A 22,942-nucleotide genomic window follows, 5' to 3' on the forward strand; every position below is an offset into this window, starting at 1 on the left:
GATCGTGGGACGGGTCGAGGCCGGCCGGAGCGATCCGACCGGCCTCGAACGCCGCCAGTGCTACTTGAGAACAGTGCTACTCGGAGACGGTGAAGCCCTGAGCGTTGCCGTACTCGACGAGCTTGCTCTGCCAGGCGGCGATGCCGTCGTCGAGGCTCGACTTGTTGGCGTAGGCCTGGCCGACGGTGTCGCCGAAGACGCTGTTCGCGTAGACCTGGAAGGGCAGGTACGACCAGCCGGGACGGACGTCCGTCGAGGCCTGGGTCAGCACCTCGTTGATCTTCTGGCCGCCGAAGTACTCGGACTCGGCGCCGGTGAAGTCCGGGCTGCTGAGGTCGGCCGAGGTCGACGGGAATCCGCCGCTCTCGAGGAAGACGTCGACCGAGGCCTCGTCGCTGTTCAGCCAGCGCAGGAACGCGGCGGCCAGCGCCGGGTTCTCGCTCTGCTTGGTGACGGACTGGCCGCCGCCGCCGTTCTCGGCGCTGACGGCGGTGCCGTCGTAGGTCGGGATGGGCGCGACGGCCCAGTCACCGGAGGCGTCGGGGACGCTGGACTCGAGCACGCCGGGCATCCAGGCGCCGGTGATCAGCGAGGCGATCGAGCCGTCGCCGAGGCCCTTGTACCACTCGTCGCCCCACGCGGGGGTGTCGGAGAGGAGGCCGCCCTCGACGAGCTGGTTCCAGACGCCGGTCCACTTCTCGGTGCCCTCGTCCTCGAGGTTCACGGTGACGTTCGTTCCGTCGGTCGTGAAGGGCTCGCCGCCCGCCTGCCAGATCATGCTGGTCGCGAAGCCGGCGTCGCCGGTGTCGGCGGTGATGAACTTCGACGGGTCGGCCGCCTGCAGCGCCTTGGCCGCGGCGATGTACTCGTCCCACGTGGTGGGGACGGCGATGCCGTACTGGTCGAAGACCGTCTTGTTGTAGAACATCGCCATGGGGCCCGAGTCCTGCGGGAGGCCGACGAGCTTGCCGTCGATGTTGACGCTGCCCCAGGTGGACGCCGAGAACTTGTCCTCGAGGTCGCTCATCCCGTACTGGGAGAGGTCGAGCAGCGAGTCCGACAGCGCGAACTGCGGCATGGCGTAGTACTCGATCTGGACGACGTCGGGGGCGCCCGAGCCGGCCTTGATCGCGTTCTCGAGCTTGGTGTACTCGTCCTTGTTCGTGCCGGCGTTGACCAGCTCGACGTCGACCTTCGGGTAGGCCTTCTCGAACGCGGCGACCTGGGCCTCAGCGCTGGGGGTCCAGCTCCAGTAGGTGATCTTGCCGCCGGTCTCGAGCGCGGCGTCGAGGTCGGCCGCGGTGCCGGAGGCGGTCGTGCCGCCGCCGGTGGTGCCGCCGGACGAGCAGGCGGCGAGCGAGCCCGCGGCGAGTGCTGCGGCCGCGACGACCGTCAGGGTCCGCCGGAGGGCGGAGTGGGCGATCTTCATGGTGATTCCCTTCACTTCTTCGTGCTGTGGGGTGGTGCGGGTGGAGTGGTGCGGGGCAGGACGCTCCGACCGGGGAGTGGGTACGGGGGGAGGGCCTAGCCCTTGACGCTGCCGGCGCTCAGGCCGGACTGCCAGAAGCGCTGGAGGCCGAGGAAGGCGACGACGATCGGGATGATCGTCAGCAGCGAGCCGGTGATCACCAGGTTGTAGATCGGCTGCGCGCTGACGCCGGTGGCCTGCGCGTTCCACTGGTTGAGGCCGACGGTGAGCGGGTACCACTGCGGGTCGCTCAGCATGATCAGCGGGAGGAAGTAGTTGTTCCAGGTCGCGACGACCGAGAACAGCAGCACGGTGACGATGCCGGGGGCGAGCAGGCGGATCGAGATGGTGAAGAAGGTGCGGAACTCGCCCGCGCCGTCCATCCGAGCCGCCTCGAGCAGCTCCGTGGGCACCGACTCGACCGCGTAGACCCAGACCAGGTAGAGGCCGAAGGGGCTGATCAGCGAGGGGATGATGATCGCCCACGGGGTGTTGGTGAGGCCGAGCTGGCTGAACATCAGGAAGGTCGGGACCGCGAGCGCGGTGCCGGGGACGGCGATCGCACCGAGGACGACCGCGAAGACCGCCTTGCGCCCGGCGAAGCGGAACTTCGCGAGGCCGTAGCCGGCGAGCGTGGCGAGCAGGGTCGCTCCGCCCGCGCCGACCACCACGTAGAGCAGCGTGTTGCCGAGCCAGCGGAGGAAGATGCCGTCGCGGTAGGTGAGCGTCTCGGCGATGTTCTGGAAGAGGACGAAGTCGCCGTCGAACCAGAGGCCGAAGCTCGAGAACAGGCCGGCCTGGGTCTTGGTCGCGTTGATCACGAGCCAGGCGAGCGGCACGAGGCTGTAGAGGATGAACGCCGACATCAGCAGGGTGAAGGCGATCGACTTCTTCGGGGCGACCGAGGAGCCGCGGCGGGCGGGGCGCTTCGCCGGGGCGGCCTTCGTGGGGCGGGGTGCGGTTGCGATGGCCATCAGTTCTCCTTGCGCGCGCCGCGGAGCTGCACGACGTAGGCGATCACCGCGGTGATCACGCCCATGACGATGGCGACCGTGGCCGACGCGTTGTACTGCTGACCCGCGAAGGACAGGTTGTAGGCGTACATGTTCGGCGTGAAGTAGGTGGTGATGATGTTCGGCGCGAGCGTCCGGAGGATGTTCGGCTCGTTGAACAGCTGGAAGCTGCCGATGATCGAGAAGATCGAGGCGATGACGATCGCGCCGCGCAGGGCGGGCAGCTTGATCGAGCGGATGACCCGCAGCGGGCCGGCGCCGTCGATCTCGGCGGCCTCGTAGAGCTCGCCGGGGATGGTCTTCAGCGCGGAGTAGAAGATCAGCATGTTGTAGCCGACGAACTCCCACGTGACGATGTTGCCGATCGAGACCAGGATCCAGTCGCGCGAGAACGGCGCGATCAGGTCGGAGCCGAGCAGGTCGTTGACGTTGGCGGTGAGGCCGAAGTTGTCGCCGTAGATGAAGCCCCACATCAGGACCGCGACGACCGCGGGGACCGCGTAGGGGAGGAAGACGACGATGCGGAAGAAGCCGGTGCCGTGCAGCCGGCCGCTGTCGATCGCGAGGGCCGCGACGAGAGCGAGGACCAGCATCACCGGGACCTGGACGACCAGGAACAGCAGGACGCGGCCGAAGCCCTCCCAGAAGTTCGGGTCGCGGAAGATCGCCAGGTAGTTCTCGAAGCCCACGAAGGCGTTGCCGCCGATGAGCTGCTCGCGGAACAGGCTGAGGTAGATCGAGTAGATCACCGGCGCGATGAAGACCAGCAGGAACACCACGAGGAAGGGGGCCACGAAGGCCAGGCCCTTCCACTCGCTCTTCGCACGACTGCGCGGAACGGCGAGGGGTGCGGCCGGAGGGGTGACCTCGCGCAGCGGGACAGGGGGAGACGTCGTCGTCATCGAGGAGATTCCGTTCGGGGTCGGTTCCGACATGTTCACGTCAACATGGCAGGACGCCACCGTAGCATGGCCACGTCAACACGCGCACGATCCGTTAGGTTTCGATGGGGAAACGATGTTCCGCCACCGGCGCGGGACTCGTGGAGGGACGGCATGGCCATCGAGACGAACGCGGCGACCGCCGTCCCACGCCGACGGAGCGTGTCGATGGCCGACGTCGCGCGACGCGCGAACGTGTCCGGGCAGACCGTCTCGCGGGTGTCCAACGGGAAGCAGAACGTCGACACCGAGACGCGCGAGCGCGTGCTCGAGGCGATGCGCGCCCTCGGCTACCGGCCCAACAGCGCCGCGCGGGCCCTCCGCACCGGCCGCTTCCACAGCATCGGCGTGATCATGTTCACGCTGTCCTCCTTCGGCAACATGCGCACCCTGGACGCCATCGCGGTCGCCGCGGCCGACGCCGGGTACTCGATCACCCTCATCCCCGTGCCGCACCCGACCCAGGGCGAGGTGTCCGTCGCCTTCCACCGCCTGAGCGAGGAGGCGGTCGACGGCGTCATCATCGTCATGGAGGCGCACCTGCTCGACGAGGCCGACATCGTGCTGCCGCCGGATCTGCCCGTCGTGGTCGTCGACTCGGCCGGCGGCGACCGCTACCCGGTCGTCGACACCGACCAGGTCTCGGGCGCGCGCCAGGCCGTCGAGCACCTGCTCGGGCTCGGCCACCGCACGGTCCACCACATCGCCGGGCCGGAGCGCTCCTACTCGGCCGAGCGGCGCCGGGAGGCGTGGGAGTCGACGCTGCGCGCGCAGGGCGCTCCCGTGCCCGAGGCGCTCGTCGGCGACTGGTCGAGCGCGTCGGGGTACCGGATCGGCCGGGAGCTGGCCGCGGACCCGGCCGTGACGGCGGTCTTCGCCGCGAACGACCAGATGGCGCTCGGCGTGCTGCGCGCCCTGCACGACGCGGGCAAGGCGGTGCCGGGTGAGGTCAGCGTCGTCGGCTTCGACGACATGGAGGAGTCGGCGAGCTTCTGGCCGCCGCTGACCACCGTGCACCAGTCGTTCGGCGACACGGGGCGCCGCTCGGTCGACATCCTGCTGCGCGAGCTGGAGTCGGGCGAGCGCTCGGGCGTGACGCTGACGCCGACGGAGCTCGTCGTGCGGGAGAGCACGGGGCCGGCGCCGCGCTGAGGCGCCCGGGCCGCCCCGAGCCGCCCCGAGGTGTCGACTGCGGGCGATACTGTGAGGCTTCTCACCCGTCCTCGCTAAGGAGCACCCATGTCGGTCGGCCTGCTCGCCGTCGTCGATGACATCCTCACCGCCGCCCTGAAGGCGAGCGCGAAGACGGCCGGTGTCGTCATCGACGACGCGGCCGTCACTCCGCAGTACGTCCAGGGGCTGACGCCGGCGCGCGAGCTGCCCGTGGTCGGGCGGATCGCGCTCGGCAGCCTCGTCAACAAGTTCGTGATCATCATCCCGATCGCGCTGCTGCTCTCCTCGTTCGCGCCCTGGGTGCTGCCCTACCTGCTGATCGTCGGCGGCGCCTTCCTCTGCTTCGAGGGCGCGGAGAAGGTGCTCGAGTGGTTCGGCGTGCACCACGCGGCAGGCGAGACGGAGGCGCGCGACGAGAAGAAGCTCGTCTTCGGCGCCGTCCGCACCGACCTGATCCTCAGCACCGAGATCATGCTGATCGCGCTCGACGGGCTCGACACCGACCTCGGCTTCGGCGGGACGCTCGGGGCGCTCGCCGTGGTCGGCCTCGGCATGACGCTGCTCGTCTACGGCGCGGTCGCGCTGCTGGTGAAGATCGACGACGTCGGGCTGCGGCTGATGAAGAACGCGGCGCGCGGCGTCCGGCGCTTCGGCGTCCGCATCGTCGCCTCGATGCCGGCCGTCTTCCGCACCATCAGCATCATCGGCACGCTCGCGATGCTCTGGGTCGGCGGGCACCTCGTCACGGCGAACCTGGCCGAGACCTTCTGGCACGGTCCGTACGACCTCGTGCACGTCGTCACCCACGCGGTCGAGGGCGCCGGCCCGGTCGTCGTCTGGATCGCCGACACCTTCGTCTCGATGATCTTCGGCCTCGTGCTCGGGCTGATCGTCGTCGCCGCCGTCACGGGCGTCCGCCGCGTCCTGAAGCGCGGCGAGCCGGCCGAGGCCCACTGACGGGTCAGGTCTCGATACGCCGCTCCGCGGCTACTCGACCAGCATGCAGGTGGCCCGCGGGCCTTGCCTGTTGATCGCGTGGCCCGTGGGCCGGCCTCCCTCTGTTGATCGAGCAGCCCCGCAGGGGCGTATCGAGATCCCGCGTCCTCAGCTCTCCAGGTGCGAGTACTCCGGCAGCGCGATCGCGTCGGCGGGCGGCGTGAAGAACCGCCCCATCGTCCGCCCGATCACCGGCGTCGCGGCGACCTTCACCGCGAGCCCGAACGCCGCCACTCCGAGCCGCGACACCGGGTTCGCGACCCGCGGCACCCCCGGCGGCAGCGCCTGCGCCTGCTTGACGTAGGGCCGCATGATCCGCTCGTACCCCGCGAAGCCGTCGCGCGGATCCACGTGCGCCGCGAGCTCGCCGGCCAGCACGTACGCGCCCGCGAGCGACAGGCTCGTCCCCATCCCGCTCACCGGGGAGGCGCAGTAGGCGGCGTCGCCGATCAGCGCGACCCGCCCGCTCGACCAGCGCGGGGCGTGCACCTGGCCGATCTGCTCGTAGTAGAGGTCGTCGGCCTCGTCGAGTCCGCGGAGGACGCGCTGCGCCTCCCAGCCGGCGTCGCCGAAGACCGCGCGGAGGTGCGCGCGCTGCTCGTCGAGCGAGCGGCGCTCGGTGCTCGCGCGGTCGAGGCGGCGGTCGATCACCTGCGAGAGCGCGACGCGGAGCGTGCCGTGCGGGTCTGGGCGGAGGGTGATGCTGCGCCCGCCGGCCGCGCTGTACCAGCGCCACCAGTCGTCGTCCGCGGCGGTGCGGGGGATGGTGGCGTAGGAGGTCTCGAGGCCGAGCGAGCGGATCTCCGGCTCGGTGCCGAAGACGAGGCGGCGGGTGCTCGAGCCGATGCCGTCGGCGGCGACGACGAGGTCGAAGCGCTCGTCGGGGGCGTTCTCGAAGGAGACGGTGACGCCGGTGCCGTCGTCGTCGAGGCCGCTGATGCGGTCGCCGTAGCGGTACTCGGTGTGCTCGACGGTGCGGTCGACGAGGAGCCGCGCGAGGTCGCCGCGGAGGATCTCGAGCTCGGCGGTCGCGCCGCCGCTGTCGGTGGTGCCGGCCGGGAACTCGGCGAGGGTGCGTCCGCCGCGGCCGACGAAGCGGGTGCCGACCTCGCCGGTGGTCGCGGCCCGGATGTCGTCCTCGAGGCCCATCCGGCGGGCGACCTCGCGTCCGGCGCCCCGGACGTCGACGTTCTGCCCGCCGAGCCGCAGGGCGGGTGCGCGCTCGACGATCGTCGCCTCGACGCCGTAGCGGTGCAGCCAGAACGCGAGGGCGGGTCCGGCGATGCTGGCGCCGGAGATCAGGACACGGGTCACGTTTGCCGCCTTCGTTGATAATCAATGAGATTGGCAATCTACACCGTTATCGTGGAGGCATGAGTGACAGCGCGCCCGATCTCGGCATCCGGACCCGCGTGCGCCAGGTGACGGAGCGGCAGCGGCTCTTCGAGCAGTCGCTGACCCGCGCGCTCGCGGTCGACGCCGTCGGGCTCGACGCGATGACGCACCTGATGTCCGCGGGTCCGCTGACGCCGACCGAGCTCGCGGGGCGCCTCGGCGTCTCGACGGCGGCGATGACCCTCGTGCTGAACCGCCTCGAGGCGGCCGGCCACGTCCGCCGCGAGCGGCACCCGACGGACGGGCGCAAGCTGATCGTCACGGCCTCGGAGGAGTCGGCGCGGCGTGCGCAGGAGCGGGTCGCCCCGCTGATCGCGGGCGTCGAGGCGGTCGTCGCCGACCTCGACGAGGCCGAGCGTGCGACGGTGCAGGCCTTCCTCGACCGCCTGCTCGCGGTCTACGACGCGGTGACGGACTGACGCGCCGGCGTCCTGGCCGTGGTGGGTCTCGATACGCCGCTGCGCGGCTGCTCGACCAGCAGGGAAGGGGCGCGCCGCGTTCCGTGTGAGTCGGCGTCTTCATGCTGATCGAGTAGGCCGCGGAGCGGGCGTATCGAGATCCACGTGTTCGGAGGGTGGGTCTCGATACGCCGCTGCGCGGCTACTCGACCAGCATGAGCGCGCCGCTGCGCGGCTACTCGACCAGCATGCAGTGCGCGGCTAGGTGGCCAGCATGAGGGTCAGCAGCTGCGCGCGGAGTACGCGGCCGGGATCACCGTGGTGACGGGGGCGCCGTCGACGGTGGCGGTCGCGGTGACGGTGGCCTGGCCGGCGGGCACCGAGGCGGCGCGCGTCGAGAAGGCGGCGGAGGCGTTCTTGCCGGGCAGGATGCCGGTGAACTCCTTCGAGCCGTAGGCGGAGGCGACGGTCATCGAGACGGGGACGGTCGCGTTGTTCTGCGCCGTGACCGTCAGGGTGACCTTGCCGGCGATGCAGCGGGTCGTGGCCGTCGCCGCGACGGCGAGGGCGGCGGGCGCCTTCAGCGTCACGGTCACGGTCGTCGTCTGCGAGACCGTGCCGTCGGCCGACGTGATCACCACGGTGCCCACTCCGCCGTTCGCGGTGGTCGGCTGCGTCACGCGCACCCGGGCCGCCGAGTCGGTGGCCACCGCGGTGAGCACCGGCATCGACGTGCCGTCGACGGTCACGGCGTAGGAGCCGCGGGCCGGCTCGAAGCCGGCGACGCCGACTCCGTTCACGCGCAGGGCGCCGAGGGTGGCGACCGCGGCGGGCGACGCCACCGACTCGTACAGCTTCGTCTCCGACACGATGAGGTGCGTGTTGGCGTAGGCGTTCATCACGACGCGGAAGGCCTTGGCCGTGACCGGCGCGAAGGTCGCGTTCAGCGTCGGCGCGGTGCCGTCGGCGGGCGCGGCCAGGGCGACCGCGGACTCGTAGCCGGGGACCGCGGTCCACGTGCTGCTCGAGGCGCCCTGGTACTGCAGCTGGTAGCTCTGCGCCCAGCTGGTGCCGCCGTCGCGCTGGAACTGCACCGACGCCTGCTGCACCTGGCGGGTGGCGGGGAAGGTGTAGGTCAGGCTGCTCTGCGCGGCCTTGGTGCCGCTCGTCCAGTTGGACCAGCCCTTGTCGCCGTCGACGCCGTTGCGGGTGCGCTCCGGTCCGTAGCCCGACTCGGACGAGGTCGCGGTCGCGACGATGCCCGCATCGGGGTTGAAGTTGCGGAGTGTGCCCGCGGTGACCAGCACCGTCAGCGTGGCGGGGAGGGTCTGGCCGTCGGCCGTCGCGGTGCCGGAGATCGTCACCGATCCGGGCGCCGCGAGCGAGGCGGTGGTCAGCGGCGTCCAGTCCCAGGTGACCGGCACCGCGAAGGTGCTGGTCGAGGCGCCGACGCGGGCCGGCACGGTGGCGGGGGCCGCGGCCTGCACCGCGGCGACGGAGGCTCCGGCGGCGACGGTGAGCGACGCCGGGTCGGTGGCGGTGAGGCCGCCGACGTCGACGAGCGCGGTGACGGGGATCGACTGGCCGAAGAGGTCGGTCGCGGTGCCGGTCACCTCGACGCGGCCGGCCGCGGCGTAGGCCGAGTCGGCCGGGCGCTGCCAGGTGACGGCGACCGGTGCGCCGGTGCCCCAGGCGTACTGCGGGGCGATCGAGGCGGGCAGGGTGGGCGCGACGCCGACGGTGGTGCGCACGGCGACCGTCTGCGCGGAGGACGGGGCGAGGTCGCGCAGTGTCCAGGACTGGTTCGCTCCACCGTTCGAGCCGTAGACGCCGACCGTGGTGTTCTCGGTGCTGGACTGGCCGTTGACGTCGAGCGAGAGCCCGATCGACTCGTTGACCAGCGTGTAGGCGGTGCCGTCGGTGGTGCTGACGATCCAGCGGGTGGCGGCGTCGGCCTTGGCGGCGTCGACCGAGAGCGTGCGCAGGTCGGTGCCGGCGCTCGTGGCGCCGAGCACGCGGCCGTCGGCGTTCTGCAGCACGACGCGGCGGGTGGCTTCGCGCTCGCCGGGGGCGACCTCGCGGACGGTCCAGCTCTGCTTCGCGGCGGCGGCGGAGTCGGTGGCGAGGGTGGTGATCGTGGTCGCGGCGCCGGTGGGGTTGCCGGTCAGCGCCTTGCCGCTCTGCGTGCCGACCAGCTGGTAGCGGTGGCCGTCGCGCAGGGCGGGGGCGGAGTCGGCGACGCCGGAGACGCCGTCGATCGAGAAGGAGGTGACCGATTTGGCGGGCACCGTGACGGTCGCGGTGCGCGACTCCCGGTCGATGGCGACCGCGGGCTTCGCGACGAGTGCGTTGCCGGTGGGCGCGGCGGCCGAGGCGGCCTGGGTCGTCACGTACGGGGTGACCGTTGCGCCGGCGGCGATGCTGCCGAAGCGGGAGAGGTCGAGCACGACGGTCTTCGCCGTCGCGGCGGTGTTGGTGTGCACCACGGTCGCGCCGCTGCCGTCGCCGCGGACGGCGGCGGTGGAGGAGGTGTCGTTCGTGGGCATCAGGTGGTCGCCCTCGTGGATGAACTTGGTGAAGTTGCGGATCGTGTTGAACTTCGAGTTCGTCTCGACGCCGCAGGCCGGGGCCTTCGTGGAGTCGCCGCCGGCGTCCGCGACGCGGCGCGCCGACTTCCAGACCTCGGCTCCCGCCTCCTGGTAGGGCTTGCAGTCGAGGTCGATGAAGATCGAGCCCCAGTTGAGGTTCTCGCCCTTGGGGCTCATGTTGTAGAGGTCCTCGACCGGCTGCCAGAGCACCCAGGCCTTCGGCTCGAGCTCGCGGAGGTCGTCGTTGATGCGGCCGGCGATGCCGAGGCCGTTCTCGATGTTGACCGGGTCGTAGCCGGCGACCCAGTTGCCCTCGATCTCGCTCATCCAGAGGTCCTTGTCGGCCTGCTTGGCGAGGTCGCGGACCGCGAGGCGGTCGGAGGTGCCGTAGGTGTGCACGTTCATCCGGTCCACCTCGGCGCGGACGGCGGCGGAGTAGGCGGCCCAGTTCGTCTTGAAGATGCTGGGGTTGGTCTCGTCCATGGCGGCGATGCCGGCGTCGCTCGACGAGGCGTCGAGGGCTGCGGCGACGTCGGGGATCAGGTCGGCCTGGCGGGTCGGGCCCATGTGCATGCCCTCCTGCCGTCCGCCGGTGGGGACGCCGTTGGTGAGCTGCGTGCCCCAGTAATTGGTGTTGGGCTCGTTGAATGGGTCGAGGGTGTCGAACTCGATGCCGTACTCGTCCTCCATGTGCGCGGTGACGGTCGCGAGGTACTGGGCGAACTTCGCCTCCGCGGCGGGCTTCAGCTGCTCGCTCGAGGCGTTGAAGCCGCCGGAGACGTAGCCGCTCTCGGTCATGAAGTAGGGGGCGGAGTTGGCGAACGCCTCCCAGTGCGAGATCTGCTTCTCCTCGGCGAGCTTCTCGACCCACCAGCGCTGCGTCTCGTCGCTCGTCCAGTCGTAGGAGGAGGCGTCGCCGGCGTTCCACTTCGCCAGGAGCGCGTCGCGGTCGGCGTAGTTCGTGCTCGTGCCGCCGTAGGTCGCGGCGTCGCCGGCCGGGTTCTGCTTCCACCAGCCCTCGACCGCGCCGCCGGGGCGGAGGTAGTCCTTCACGTCGGAGGCGTTGCCGCCGCCGATGTTGTAGCGGGCGATGTTGAGGTCGAGGCCGTCGTCGCCGAAGACCTTCTGGTAGAGCTCCTCGCGGAGGGCCTCGGGGTAGTTCCCGGTGGCGTTCGCGAACCAGACGAGGCTGGTGCCCCAGCCCTCGAAGGACTCGCCCGCCGCGGCGGGGTTGGGGGTGATGCGGAAGGCGTCGGCGGCCTGCGCGGGGGCGGCCGCCGCGGGGAGCGCGAGCAGCGCTCCGGCGGCGAGGGCGGCGCTCGTGGCGAGCGCGGCGATGCGGCCCGCCTTCCGGCGAGTGCGTCTGGCAGTGGACATCGACATCGATGCGTCTCTCTTTCAACTCTGAAAGGGGAGCTGTTCACGTGAACACACCCGTGGCCTCCGACTGTACATGTTGACGTCAACAGGCGGAAGGGCGACGGGCGTGCTCGCGACTCCGCAGAAGTTGTCGTGCTGAAGCGCCGAGTACGACAACTTTCGCGGAGGCGTGCCCGCTTCCGTCGCGGCCCTGCGCAGAAGTTGTCGTAGTGGGGCGTCGAGTACGACAACTCTTGCGGAGGAGTGGGGAGGAGTAGCGGCGGGGCGGCGCTCAGATCGCGTGCGGGCGCTCCGGGAACGCCTCGGGCTCGCACTGGATGGTGGCGTGGTCGATGCCGTGGCCCTCGCGCAGGACGGCGAGCACTCCGGCGAGGGCCTCGCGGTAGTCGGCGTCGGGGGCGACGACGATGTGGCCGGTGGCGCTCTCCATGCCGGAGGTGATGGTCCACACGTGCAGATCGTGCAGCGCGAGCACGCCGGGGACCGCGCGGACGTCGCGCTCGACCGCGGCGAGGTCGACGTGCGCGGGCGCCGACTCCATCAGGATCCCGAGGGCCTGGCGGGTCAGCGACCAGGTGCGCGGCAGGATCAGCAGGCCGATCAGCACGCCGACGATCGGGTCGGCCCAGGCCCAGCCGGTGGTCAGCAGCACGATCGCGGCGAGGATCACGCCGATCGAGCCGAGGGCGTCGCCGAGCACCTCGAGCGAGGCCCCGCGCAGGGTGATGCTCTCCTTCGCGCCGGCCGAGAGCAGGCGCAGGCTGACCAGGTTGACCGCCAGGCCGATGATCGCGGTGATCAGGAGCGGCGCGCCGGGCACCGCGGGCGGCTCGGCGAAGCGGCGGACCGCCTCCACGATCACGAAGCCGGCGACGCCGAAGAGCAGCACGCCGTTGGCGAGTGCGGCGAGCACCTCGAGCCGGTAGGAGCCGTAGGTGCGCGCCTTCGCGGCGGGGCGGGCGGCGAGCGAGATCGCGGCGATCGACATCCCGAGCGCGATCACGTCGGTGCCCATGTGCGCGGCGTCGGAGATCAGCGCGAGCGAGCCGGTGGTGAGGCCGACGACGAACTCGACGACCGCGAAGGCGGCGGTGAGCACGAAGGCGATGACGAGGGGGCGCCGGTGGCGGGCGGCGGCGGAGCCGGCGTGCCCGTGGTCGTGTCCCATGCGACTCCCTGTGCCCCACTCGCCGCGACGACCGCGGACGTATTGTCGTATGCACACTCTTGCACATATCGGCTCGGATGCGAAGGGTGCCCGCGCCGATCCGCCTGCGGCACTGGAGAGGTGTCGTCCTCCCGCTCGCTCCGCACCCTCCGCGGTGTCGTGGCGGCGACGGTGGCGACCCTCACGGCCCTGTTCTTGCACGTCGCGGGCGGCGGCGAGGTGCCGGGCCTGCTCGGACTCGCGGTGCCGCTCGTGCTCTCGGTGCCGGTCTGCGTCGCACTCGCCGGCCGCGGGCTCTCGCTCGCGCGCCTGGCCGCCTCGGTCGGAGTGAGCCAGCTGCTCTTCCACGCGCTCTTCGAGATCGGCGCCGCGGCCGGGCCGGCCGGTGCGGCGCACGCCCACGGCGGCCCGATCGACGTCAGCGCCGCGACGGCCCACGCGGGCGGGCACGACTCCTCGATGGGGATCGCGCACCTGCTCGCGGCGGTCGTCACGATCGCGGTCCTGCACCGGGGCGAGGCGCTGCTGATCGCGGTCGCCGCGACGACGGTCCACGCGGCGGCGCGACTCGTGCGGGTGCCGGCCGTCCCCGTCCTCGCGGCGGCGACCGGGCGCCGCTGGTCGTCCGCGCCGCGCGCGATCCTCCCGGTCGTGGCGGACGTGCTCGCCGACGCCGTGCCCCGCCGCGGGCCGCCCGCCGCCCCCGCCTCCTGATCCTCGACGCGCGCTGCGCGTCCTCATCGACCCCTGCCCGCGGGCGGGGTCTGTGCGCGATGCCCCGTCCCTCCGGACCGGCCGCGCGAAGGGAGCCACTGCTGTGGCGCACGCACCGTCCTCCACACCCCTCGGCCACGACGACCACGGTCCCGGCGGCCCCGGCGGTCAAGGCCCCGACGACGACCTCCTCCCACCCGGGCGGCCGGCCGCCGCTCCGCTCCGCGCGGCGGAGGCGACCCTGCTGCTCGCCGTCCCCGCGGCGGTCGCGGTCGCGCTCGCCGGGCTCACCTGGACCGGCGCGTTCTCGACCGAGACGCGCCTGATCGACCCCGGCGAGCTGGTCACCCGTGGCCTGCCGATCGCGCGGGTCGTGCACGACACCGCCGCGTCGCTGACGATCGGCCTGCTCGCGGCCGCGACCTTCCTCCTGCCCGGGCAGCGGATCGCGCCCGGGATCGTCTCGTACTCGCAGAACCGGGCGCTGCGCTGGGCGACCTGGTCGGCGGCCGTCTGGGTGGCGTCGGCGCTCGCCGTGCTCGTCTTCACGGCGGCGAACGCGATCGGGCAGCCGCTGGACGCGCCGGGCTTCCGGACCCAGCTGGTCTTCTACGCCACGCAGCTCGAGCTGGGGCAGACGCTCGTCGCCTCGACCGCGTGCGCGACGGCGGTGCTGCTGCTCACCCTCTTCTCGCGGCGGCTGGGCTGGGTGGCGGCGGCGACCGCGATCGCGGTGCTGGCGCTCCTGCCGCTCTCGCTCTCCGGGCACGCGGCCGGCGCGGACGAGCACGCGAACGCGGTGAACAGCCTCGCGGTGCACCTGATCGGAGTGACGGCCTGGGCGGGCGGGCTCGCCGCGGTGATCCTGCTGCGGCGGACCGTCGGCGGCGAGATCGGCACCGTCGTCGCGCGCTACTCGGTGCTGGCCGGCTGGGCGTTCGGAGCGGTCGCCTTCTCCGGGCTGGTCAACGCGTCGCTCCGGATCGAGGGGCTCGAGGACCTCGGCACGCCCTACGGGCAGCTGCTGATCGTGAAGGCCGTCGCGCTGCTCGCGCTCGGCGGCGCGGGGGCCTGGCACCGGCTGAGGCTGATCCCGCGGCTGCGCGCGGACCCGGCCGACCGCCGTGCGTTCGTCGCGGTCGCCGTCGGCGAGGTGCTGGTGATGGCGCTGACCATCGGCGTCTCGGTGGCGCTCTCGAACAGCGCGCCGCCGGTCTCGCAGGACCCGGTGAGCGGCGACGCGCGGCGCAGCCTGCTCGGCTTCCGCTACCCGCCCGAGGTGACGCCGGAGCGGATGCTCGACCAGTGGCACCTCGACGCCGTCTGGCTCGGGATCGCCGTCGTCGGCGCCGCCCTCTACGTGCACGCGGTGCTGAAGCTCCGGCGTCGCGGCGACGCCTGGCCGCTCGGCCGCACGCTCGCCTGGGTGGCCGGCTGCGCCGCCCTCGCCTACACGACCAGCGGCGGGCCGGGCGTGTACGGGCAGGTGCACTTCAGCACGCACATGATCCAGCACATGCTGCTGATGATGGTCGTGCCGCCGCTGCTGGTGCTCGGCGGGCCGGTGCTGCTCGCGCTGCGGGTGCTGCCGGTGCGCCGCGACGGCGGTCGGGGGCTGCGCGAGTGGATCCTCGCGGTCGTGCACTCGCGCTACCTCGCCGTGCTGTCGCAGGCGCCGGTCGCCGCGGTGCTCTTCGCGGGGAGCCTGGTGGCGTTCTACTACACCGGCTGGTTCGAGTGGGCGATGTTCAGCCACCAGGGCCACGTGCTGATGACCCTGCACTTCCTCGCGACCGGCTACCTCTTCTTCTGGGTCCTGATCGGCGTCGACCCGGGGCCGGATCGCCCGGGGCACGTGCTGCGGCTGCTGGTGATGCTCGCGACGCTGGCCTTCCACGCCTTCTTCGGCCTGGCGATCATGTCGCAGACCACCGTCCTCGCCGCGCCCTGGTGGACGGCGCTCGGGTACACCGACACGGACGCGCTGCTCGCCGATCAGGGTGTCGGCGGCGGGATCGCCTGGTCGGCGGGCGAGATCCCGATGGTGCTGATCGCGCTGGTCGTCGTCGCGCAGTGGGTGCGCTCGGAGGAGCGGACGGCCAAGCGCTACGACCGCCGGGCCGACCGGGACGGCGAGGCCGAGCTCGCGGCGTACAACGCGCGGCTGGACCGGCTCGACCGCCGGGGGTCCCGAGCGGCGGGGTGTCCTGAGCGGCGGGGCGACCGGCCCCGCCGGTGCGCGTCAGGGGCGCGAGGCGGCGTCCGCGTCCCAGAGGGCCTCGAGCGGGTCGTCGGCGTCCTCGCCGGCGAGGAGCTCGGCGTGCCGGCGCTCCGCCTCCTCGGCGGAGATCTCGCCGAGGTCGATCGAGGCGCGCAGGGCCGCGGCCCGGCCGCCCTCGCGGGTGAGGAACGGGTCGGCGGGGGTGGCGTGCCGGACGCCGTCGCGGGCGTCGAACGCGGAGGCGGTGATGCCCGTCACCGCGGGGGAGGAGGCGAGCAGGGCCATCGCGACCCGGTCGGCCGCCTGCCAGGCCGAGGCCGACGAGCCGCGCTCGGCGATGATCGGGCCGTCGGGGGTGCCGATGGTGAGCCGCTCGATGTCGGGGAGGAGGCGGAGGATCCGCGCCGCGGCGTCGAGCGCCTCGGCGGGCACGGAGTCGACGGGGCCGGAGAACAGCGGGGTCCAGTCCTCGATCGGGAGACGGTGCCTCCAGGTGTCCATCCGGGCTCCTTCCGTGATCGTTCACGGCGTCGTCACGACGTGCACGTGCCTGAAGGCTAGAGCGGGCCCCCGCGCGCGTCGACCCCCGGATCGAGGGAGTGCGTTTTCGGGACCACTCCGGTCGGGGGCGGCGAGGCCGTCCCTCCGGGCGACCTGTCGAGCTGTGCGGGCGCTGTGCCGCGCGGAGCGCGGGTGGGTGCCTGCGGCGTGATGCCTGGTCGATCCACGTGCCCCGGGGTGACCCCGGAGAGGACGGAGCAGCGCGTGCCCCGTCCGCCTCGCCCGGAGGGGCGGTGCCGCCCAGCCTAGGCTGGAGCGCACGAGGCGGGGGGGGTCGTCGTGCACGGACGGGACGCGGTGGTCGAGGCGCTCGCGCACGCGTTCCTCGGCGCGGAGTGGACCCCCGCCGGGCTGCGCGCCGCGGCCGCCGACTCCCTCGGCGCCCGCCGCCGCTGGATCGGCCCGCTGGTCACCGCCGTGCTCGTCGCCTTCCCGCATCCGCCGCTCGACGCGCCGCGCGAGCTCGCGCAGGTGGTCGCGGGGCTGCTCCCGGAGCGCGCGCAGCCGGTGGTCGCGCACCTCGCGCCGGTTCCCGCTCAGGCCGTGCCCTCCTCCTCGCCGGTGCCCGCGATCGACGGCCGGGACGACCTCGCGCGGCTGCTCGGGCTCGCGGCGGCGCAGCTGGACGGGTTCGCCGATCTCGGGCAGTGGAACCGCCGGACGCCGCACGGTGCTCCGCACCCCGGCGCTCTCCAGAACTACGACCACGTCTGGCGCTCGCGGCCGGGCCGCGCACCGCGGCTGCTCGAGGTGCCGCGCACGCGGCTGCGGGCGGTGCAGCGGAGCGTCCTCGACGAGATCGTCGGACTGGCTCCCGTGCATCCGGCCGCGCACGGCTTCGTCCCGGGCCGCAGCGCGATCACCGGGGCGGCCGTGCACGCAGGCTCGGCGATGCTGGTCACCCTCGATCTGCAGCGCTTCTTCGCGCAGGTCACCGCGGCGCGGGTCTTCCGGCTGCTGCGCGGCGAGGGGCTTCCGGAGGCGGTCGCCTTCGCGCTGACCGGGCTGTGCACCCACGCGGTGCCGGTCGCCGCGATCCACCGGATGCCCGCCGGCGGCGAGCCGGAGGAGCGGGCCGCGCTGCGCCGCTCCCTCGCCCTCGCGCACCTGCCGCAGGGCGCGCCGACCTCGCCCGCGCTGGCGAACCTGGCGCTGCGCCGCCTCGACGCCCGGCTGACCGGCTACGCCGAGGCGGCCGGCGCCCGCTACACCCGCTACGCCGACGACCTCGCGTTCAGCGGCGACGCGCGCTTCGCCCGGCGGGCGGAGGCCTTCGCCCGCGGGGCCGCGCGGATCGTGGAGGACGCGGGCTACGCCGTGAACCCGCGGAAGACGCGGCTGCGGCCCGCCTCGACGCGGCAGAGCGTGACCGGGATCGTGGTCAACGCGCACCCGGCCGTCCGGCGGGCCGACGTCGACCGGCTGCACGCGATCCTGCACAACTGCGCCGTGCACGGGCCGGGCGGGCAGAACCGGGCGGGGGTGCCCGACCTCCGGGCGCACCTCCTCGGCCGGATCGCCTGGGTGAGCGCGGTGCATCCTGGCCGCGGAGCGAAGCTGAGGGCGGTCTTCGAGCGGATCCCGTGGCCGGAGCCCTCGGGGGCCTCCCCGTCCCTCGATCCCGCGGGGCCGCGCCCGTAGGATTCAGCGGTGCCCGTCACCCTCCCCGCTCCGCGAACGATCGACCCCGCCTCCGTCCCCGCCCTGCGCTGGGGAGTGATCGGCACGGGCATCGCCGACGCCTTCGTCGCGGCGATCCACTCCCGCTCGGTGCAGCGCGCCGTCGCCGTCACCGCGCGGGACGCCGAGAAGACCCGGGCCTTCGCGGACAAGCACGGCATCGCGACGGTGCACGCGACGGTCGAGGAGCTGGTCGCCGACTCCGGGATCGACGCCGTCTACATCGCGACCCCGCACCCGCTGCACCGCGCGCAGGCGCTCGCCGCGCTCGCGGCCGGCAAGCACGTGCTGATCGAGAAGCCGATCGCGATGTCTGCGGACGAGGCGCGCGAGATCACCGACGCGGGCCGCGCCGCCGGCCTGCTGGTGATGGAGGCGATGTGGGCGCGCTACCTGCCCCAGGCCGACGTCATCCGCCAGGTCGTCGAGAGCGGGGTGCTCGGCGAGCTCCGCCTGGTCACCGCGGACTTCGGCTTCTCCGTCCCCGTCGATCCGACCGGTCGGCTCTGGGCGAAGGAGCTCGGCGGCGGCGCGCTGCTGGACGCCGGCGTGTACCCGATCTCGTTCGCGTCCTCGGTGCTCGGCGCGCCCGTCTCGGTCGTCGCCTCCGGGACCGTCGACCCGGGCACGGGCGTCGACGCGAGCGCCGATCTGCTGCTGACCACCGGCTCCGGCGCCCGCGCGCTGCTGTCGACCTCGCTCCAGACGTCCCTGCCGGTCGAGGCGATGGTCCTCGGCTCGGAGGGGCGGCTCGCGGTGCACAGCCCGTTCTTCGGCCCGAGCGGCGTGACGCTGACGCTCGGCAGCATGAGCTCGGGGCAGGACTCGGAGGTCTGGACCGACGAGGGGCCGTGGCCCTACGGCGCGCTGTCCTTCCAGGCGACGGCGTTCGCCTCCTACGTCGCCGCGGGGCTCGTGGAGTCGCCGGTGCACCCGCACCACGAGGTCGTCTCGGTGCTGGCGACGATCGACGAGGCCCGGCGGCAGGTCGCGGCGCAGGCGCAGGCGCAGGCGCAGGCTCAGGCGGCCCCGTCCACCCCGGCCGCGTCTCCCGCTCCGGCCGTCTGATGCGCATCCTCACCTGCCTGCACACGATGGAGGTCGGCGGCAGCCAGATCAACGGGATCGAGCTCGCCGGGCGGATGGCCGCGCTCGGCCACGAGGCGGTGGTCTACGGGCCGGACGGCGATCTGCGCCCGCTGGTCGCCGAGCTCGGGCTGGACTGGGAGGAGGCGCCCGAGAAGGGGCCCCGCCTGTCCTTCCGGAGCATGGCGCGGCTGCGGAGGATCGTCCGCGAGCGGCGGATCGACCTGATCCACGCCTACGAGTGGGCGCCGACGATGGACGCCGCCTTCGGGCCGCACCTGATCGACGGCGTGCCCGTGGTGACCACGGTGCTCTCGCCGGAGGTGCCCGACTTCGTGCCGGCCGCGTTCCCGATGATCGTCGGCGTGGTCGAGCTGCTCGAGGAGGAGTCGCGGCGCCGGCCGACGCTGCACCTGATCGAGCCGCCGGTGGACACCGAGCTGAACGCGCCGGTCGAGGACGCCGCGCGGACGGCGGAGCTGCGGGCGCGCTTCGACGTGCAGGACGGCGAGATCGCGGTCGTCACGGTGGCGCGGCTGGTCGTCGACCTCAAGCGCGAGGGGATCCTCGCGGCGATCGAGGCGGTCGGCGCGATCGGCGACGAGCACCGCCTGCGGCTGATCGTCGTCGGCGACGGCCCGGTCCGCGGCGAGCTGCAGGCTGCGGCGGACCGGGTGAACGCGGGGCGCTCGCGCGAGCTGGTGACGCTGACCGGGCAGATGCTCGACCCGCGCGACGCCTACGCGGTCGCCGACATCGTGCTCGGGATGGGCAGCAGCGCGCTGCGGGGGATGGCGTTCGCGAAGCCGCTGGTCGTGCAGGGCGAGAAGGCGTTCTGGCGACTGCTGACGCCGGAGTCCCTGCCGTTCTTCCTCGACGGCGGCTGGTACTCGCTCGGCGACGGCGTCGACGGGCCGGGGCGCCTCGCCGGGATCCTCGCGCCGCTCGCGGCCGACGCGGAGCTGCGGGAGCGGCTCGGCGCGCTCGGGCGCGAGGTGGTCGTCGAGCGCTTCAGCCTCGCGGCCGCGGCGCGCACCCAGGGGGCGATCTACGCGGAGGCGGTGGCCGCGCGGAGCACGCTGCCGCGGCGGCTGCGCGCGCTGGCCCACCCGGCGGTGCGGTACGCGGCGTACCGGCTGCACCCGCTCAAGCGGCGCGTCCTGGGGCTGCTCGGGCGCTGATCCGGGCGCTCCCCGACAGCTGTTGCCCACGCCGGCGATTCCGTCAAGGGTCTCCTCCTGGCCGCTGAGCGCGTCCTACAGTCCTGTCATCCGGCCGCATCCGGAGACGCCGTCGTCCCGCGACGGCTGCGGGCGCGGCCCCGACGACGGGGAGGACCAGATGTCCAGAGACGACGTGATGCCGGGCCGGTTCGCCCGCTTCGTGAAGTGGGTGCACCGTGCCGACGGCTGGGAGCCGCAGTACCTGCGCGGCCGCGTGCTGGCGAAGACCGACGGCGCCTGGATCGTCGCGGTCGACGGCCAGGAGACCCGCGTGATGAAGAAGGAGTGGAGCGTGTACCGCTGAGACTGCCCGATCGCCGGACGCCGGAGATCCGTGAGACCGGCCCCGGCGCGTTCGTGCTCGAGTTGCGCCGCACCCGCCGCCGGCCGTCCGAGGAGCTCGGCCTGCTGCTGCGCGACCGCGGCCGCTGGATCGCGATCGGCCCGGAGGGCGTGCTCGCCTCCGCGGAGAGCTTCGACGAGGCGCTCGCGACCCTGCAGCCGCCATGCTGATCGAGTAGCCCGCGGAGCGGGCGTATCGAGATCCGGCGACGCCGGGAGGTGGGGTCTGCCGGCTTGCCTACCGGGACACGGTGGGTCTCGATACGCCCCTGTCGGGGCTACTCGACCGGCAGGGGGCGTGCAGGCGGTGGTGGGTGCCGCAGAACATCAGCTGAGACGGGTGGGCCTCCTCTGTCAGCGGAGGGCACCCCTTCTCAGCTGATGTTGTGCGGAGCTCGCGTCCCTCCATGCTGATCGAGTAGCCCGCGGAGCGGGCGTATCGAGATCCGGCGACGCCTGGAGTGGGGTCGCCGGGCCCGCCGTGCTGGGGAGGGCGGGTCTCGATACGCCCCTGTCGGGGCTACTCGACCAGCATGGGCGGCGGCGGCGGCTCCTCCGAGGAGACCCGGCGCCGGCCGGGGCGGCGGCGTCAGCGGTGCTTGCCCGGGGCCTGGACGCCGAGGACGGCGAGGGTCAGGGTGCCGGAGGTGCTCTGCGCGGCGGACGGGGACGACTCCGGGAGCCGGAGGGTGAGGCGGAGGTGATCGGTCGCTCCGATGGCGAAGGCGGGGGAGGCGGGCAGGTCGATGCGGGCCGTGGCGGGGCGGTCGGCCGCGACGGTGGTCGTGGTGCCGGGGCAGGTGGCGGCGTCGGACGACCAGGCCACCGAGCAGCGCTCGAGGGCGAGCTGCAGGCCGTCGGAGGCGCTCGCGCCGACGGTCGTGGCGGCGGACGCGAGCTGCAGGGCGCCCATCGAGACGGTGCCGGCGTTGGTGAGGTCGACGAGGCGCCGGGCCGTGCCGCCGGGCAGCAGATCGGTGACGGGGACCTGCACGGTGGTGACTCCCGTGGCGTCGAACTCCGCGACGACGGTGCCGGCGCCGACCTGGGCGCCGGCGGTCGCGCGGTCGAGGAAGAGAGCGGATGCGGAGGCGCCGGCGCCGAGCACCAGCGCGATCGCCGCGGCGAGGGCGAGCGGTGCGCGGGAGCGGCGGCGGGCCGGGACCGCGCGCCGACGGCCGTGCGCGCGGGTCGCGGGCGTGCCGCTCACGACCGCACCTCCGCCGGCCGGCGCCAGATGACGACGAGCACCGCGCCGACGAGGAGCGCCCCGCCGATCGCGAAGAACGCGAAGCGCGCCTGGGGCTGCGCAAGCGCGATGCTCGGCCAGCCCAGCAGCGGCACGACCGACTCCTCGCGCCAGATCCGCTGATCCGCGATGGTGACGATCCACGGGTCCGCCTGCGGGTTGTTGTCGCCCTTGGTGGTCAGCGCGAGGAGTCCCGGCGACCAGCCGCGCAGCTCGGCGGCCTCGGCCTCGGAGTAGACGAGCGTGACGCGGTGGATCACTCGGCGCTCGGGCACGTCGGGGTCGGTGAAGACGATCACGTCGCCGGCGCGCACCGCGGCCTGGTCGACGGGGAGGGTGACGGCGAGCGAGCCGACGGGCATGTCCGGCGCCATCGAGTTCGAGAGCACGGGCACGAGGCGCACGACGCCGAGGGCGGACGCGACGAAGACGGCGACGCCGGCGATCGCGACGAGCGCGACGACCAGGCCGAGGAGGCGGCGGAGGCCCGTGACGACCGATCTGCTCGCGACGGGTCCGCTCACGACTGCGTCGCTCCTGTCCGTGCTGCTCACGATCGAGCCTCCTTCCGCCGGCGGCCGGTGGCGGCGAGCAGCAGTCCGGCGCCGAGGGCGAGCAGGCCGCCGAGCAGCGCGGCGCCGACGTCGCGGCCGGTGACGGCGAGGCCGTTCCCCGGTCCGCCGTTCCCGAGGGCGCCGGTCCCCGAGGCGCCCTCGCCGACCGCGCCGTTCCCGGAAGGGCCGTCCCCGGGAGCGCCGGAGTCGTCGATCGCCCCGGTCTCGCGCACGAGCACGCGCAGGGCGGCCGACGTGCTCTCGAGCGCGTTGCCGGAGCCGGCCGGGAAGCTCACCCGGACCCGCACGCCGACGGTCTCGCCGAGGTCGAGCGCCCGGGACCCGTCGAGCCGGCCGAGCGACGCGGCCGGTCCGGTGCCCATCGGCTCGACGCCCTCGGGGCAGCGGTAGCGCTCGACGGAGCGGCCGTCGGCGACGAGGACGTCGTCGATCGTGAAGGCGGCGGGGCAGAGATCGACGACCAGCTGGAGCCCGGCGCGCGGGTCCGTGGCGAGCGCGTCGCCGCCGTCGACCGCGAAGGCGACCGACACCTGGTGCGCCGACGAGCCGACGTTGGTGACCTCGGCGGCCCACTCGGTGGTGTCGCCGGGGGCGAGGCCGGTGAGGGCGGCGGGAGCCGTCAGCTCGCGCACGTCGAGCAGGGCGGCGGGCGGAGCGACCGACGCCGCGGACACCGCGGGCGCGAGGAGGACCGCCGCGAGGACGGCGCCGATCGCGCGCAGGGCTGGCATGGGGCTCCGAGGGGAAGAAGGCGGGAAGAAGAGGGAGAGG

At 73.4% G+C, this 22,942-nt stretch carries 19 protein-coding genes; 10 read left to right on the forward strand and 9 right to left on the reverse strand.

Translation table 11 applies throughout. The annotated features are described in order from the left end of the window. Positions 1 to 76: 76 nt before the first annotated feature. The 3 genes from EDF45_RS00745 to EDF45_RS00755 all read right to left on the reverse strand — a co-directional run bounded on the left by EDF45_RS00745 (position 77) and on the right by EDF45_RS00755 (position 3,383). Positions 77 to 1,429 carry a sugar ABC transporter substrate-binding protein gene (locus tag EDF45_RS00745; RefSeq protein WP_123734593.1) on the reverse strand — a complete coding sequence of 451 codons (1,353 nt, stop codon included), beginning with the start codon at positions 1,427 to 1,429 and terminating at the stop codon, positions 77 to 79. Between the two features lie 95 nt (positions 1,430 to 1,524). Further along, positions 1,525 to 2,442, reverse strand: a complete 918-nt coding sequence (locus tag EDF45_RS00750) for a carbohydrate ABC transporter permease (protein ID WP_123444435.1) — start codon at positions 2,440 to 2,442, stop codon at positions 1,525 to 1,527. Next, a complete protein-coding gene (locus EDF45_RS00755; RefSeq protein WP_123444496.1) occupies positions 2,442 to 3,383 on the reverse strand; it encodes a carbohydrate ABC transporter permease in 942 nt (313 codons plus the stop codon). The genes EDF45_RS00750 and EDF45_RS00755 overlap by 1 nt, the downstream gene beginning before the upstream one ends. Before the next feature lie 153 nt (positions 3,384 to 3,536). Here EDF45_RS00755 and EDF45_RS00760 point away from each other — a divergent pair, with 153 nt between their 5' ends. Both EDF45_RS00760 and EDF45_RS00765 read left to right on the forward strand, forming a co-directional pair. Then, positions 3,537 to 4,574 carry a LacI family DNA-binding transcriptional regulator gene (locus EDF45_RS00760; RefSeq protein ID WP_123731700.1) on the forward strand — a complete coding sequence of 346 codons (1,038 nt, stop codon included), beginning with the start codon at positions 3,537 to 3,539 and terminating at the stop codon, positions 4,572 to 4,574. 87 nt (positions 4,575 to 4,661) lie between these two features. After that, positions 4,662 to 5,552, forward strand: coding sequence for a DUF808 domain-containing protein (locus tag EDF45_RS00765; protein ID WP_123731701.1), 891 nt, complete (start codon positions 4,662 to 4,664; stop codon positions 5,550 to 5,552). A gap of 147 nt (positions 5,553 to 5,699) precedes the next feature. Here EDF45_RS00765 and EDF45_RS00770 read toward each other — a convergent pair whose 3' ends face one another. Beyond that, entirely contained in the window at positions 5,700 to 6,905 is a 1,206-nt protein-coding gene (locus EDF45_RS00770) for an FAD-dependent monooxygenase (protein WP_123734594.1), read from the reverse strand. A gap of 59 nt (positions 6,906 to 6,964) precedes the next feature. Between EDF45_RS00770 and EDF45_RS00775 the strand changes: the two genes are divergently transcribed. Then, positions 6,965 to 7,405, forward strand: coding sequence for a MarR family winged helix-turn-helix transcriptional regulator (locus tag EDF45_RS00775; protein WP_123734595.1), 441 nt, complete (start codon positions 6,965 to 6,967; stop codon positions 7,403 to 7,405). Positions 7,406 to 7,665: 260 nt separating this feature from the next. On the opposite strand, the gene EDF45_RS21880 is transcribed toward EDF45_RS00775, so the two are convergent. After that, positions 7,666 to 11,349, reverse strand: a complete 3,684-nt coding sequence (locus tag EDF45_RS21880) for an Ig-like domain-containing protein (protein WP_123734596.1) — start codon at positions 11,347 to 11,349, stop codon at positions 7,666 to 7,668. A gap of 274 nt (positions 11,350 to 11,623) precedes the next feature. Next, positions 11,624 to 12,520 (reverse strand): cation diffusion facilitator family transporter, encoded by an 897-nt coding sequence (locus EDF45_RS00785; RefSeq protein WP_123734597.1) that lies wholly within the window; start codon positions 12,518 to 12,520, stop codon positions 11,624 to 11,626. 120 nt (positions 12,521 to 12,640) lie between these two features. Here EDF45_RS00785 and EDF45_RS00790 point away from each other — a divergent pair, with 120 nt between their 5' ends. The 7 genes from EDF45_RS00790 (at position 12,641) to EDF45_RS00820 (ending at position 20,518) form a co-directional block, all read left to right on the forward strand. Beyond that, positions 12,641 to 13,234, forward strand: a complete 594-nt coding sequence (locus tag EDF45_RS00790) for a hypothetical protein (RefSeq protein WP_123734598.1) — start codon at positions 12,641 to 12,643, stop codon at positions 13,232 to 13,234. A gap of 103 nt (positions 13,235 to 13,337) precedes the next feature. Then, on the forward strand, positions 13,338 to 16,016 hold the full coding sequence (locus tag EDF45_RS00795; RefSeq protein ID WP_221181066.1) for a cytochrome c oxidase assembly protein: 2,679 nt from the start codon (positions 13,338 to 13,340) through the stop codon (positions 16,014 to 16,016). Positions 16,017 to 16,295: 279 nt separating this feature from the next. After that, a complete protein-coding gene (locus EDF45_RS00800; protein WP_123734599.1) occupies positions 16,296 to 17,657 on the forward strand; it encodes a reverse transcriptase family protein in 1,362 nt (453 codons plus the stop codon). A gap of 9 nt (positions 17,658 to 17,666) precedes the next feature. Then, a complete protein-coding gene (locus tag EDF45_RS00805) occupies positions 17,667 to 18,764 on the forward strand; it encodes a Gfo/Idh/MocA family protein (RefSeq protein WP_123734600.1) in 1,098 nt (365 codons plus the stop codon). Next, entirely contained in the window at positions 18,764 to 19,963 is a 1,200-nt protein-coding gene (locus EDF45_RS00810; protein WP_123734601.1) for a glycosyltransferase family 4 protein, read from the forward strand. The genes EDF45_RS00805 and EDF45_RS00810 overlap by 1 nt, the downstream gene beginning before the upstream one ends. A gap of 160 nt (positions 19,964 to 20,123) precedes the next feature. After that, the gene (locus EDF45_RS00815; RefSeq protein ID WP_123734602.1) at positions 20,124 to 20,309 is read left to right on the forward strand and encodes a hypothetical protein; all 186 of its coding nucleotides are present in this window, start codon (positions 20,124 to 20,126) and stop codon (positions 20,307 to 20,309) included. Beyond that, on the forward strand, positions 20,291 to 20,518 hold the full coding sequence (locus EDF45_RS00820; protein ID WP_123444448.1) for a hypothetical protein: 228 nt from the start codon (positions 20,291 to 20,293) through the stop codon (positions 20,516 to 20,518). The genes EDF45_RS00815 and EDF45_RS00820 overlap by 19 nt, the downstream gene beginning before the upstream one ends. A 418-nt stretch (positions 20,519 to 20,936) precedes the next feature. On the opposite strand, the gene EDF45_RS21885 is transcribed toward EDF45_RS00820, so the two are convergent. The 3 genes from EDF45_RS21885 to EDF45_RS00835 are packed head-to-tail and all read right to left on the reverse strand — an operon-like array spanning position 20,937 to position 22,902. Beyond that, on the reverse strand, positions 20,937 to 21,557 hold the full coding sequence (locus EDF45_RS21885) for a peptidase (RefSeq protein WP_123734603.1): 621 nt from the start codon (positions 21,555 to 21,557) through the stop codon (positions 20,937 to 20,939). Then, on the reverse strand, positions 21,554 to 22,150 hold the full coding sequence (locus tag EDF45_RS00830; protein WP_185020054.1) for a signal peptidase I: 597 nt from the start codon (positions 22,148 to 22,150) through the stop codon (positions 21,554 to 21,556). Before EDF45_RS00830 ends, EDF45_RS21885 begins: the two co-directional genes overlap by 4 nt. Further along, positions 22,147 to 22,902, reverse strand: a complete 756-nt coding sequence (locus EDF45_RS00835; protein ID WP_123734604.1) for a sortase — start codon at positions 22,900 to 22,902, stop codon at positions 22,147 to 22,149. The genes EDF45_RS00830 and EDF45_RS00835 overlap by 4 nt, the downstream gene beginning before the upstream one ends. Positions 22,903 to 22,942: the final 40 nt, after the last annotated feature.

It is taken from the genome of Rathayibacter sp. PhB186, from assembly GCF_003751825.1.
In the GTDB taxonomy this organism is placed as follows: Bacteria; Actinomycetota; Actinomycetes; order Actinomycetales; family Microbacteriaceae; genus Rathayibacter; species Rathayibacter festucae.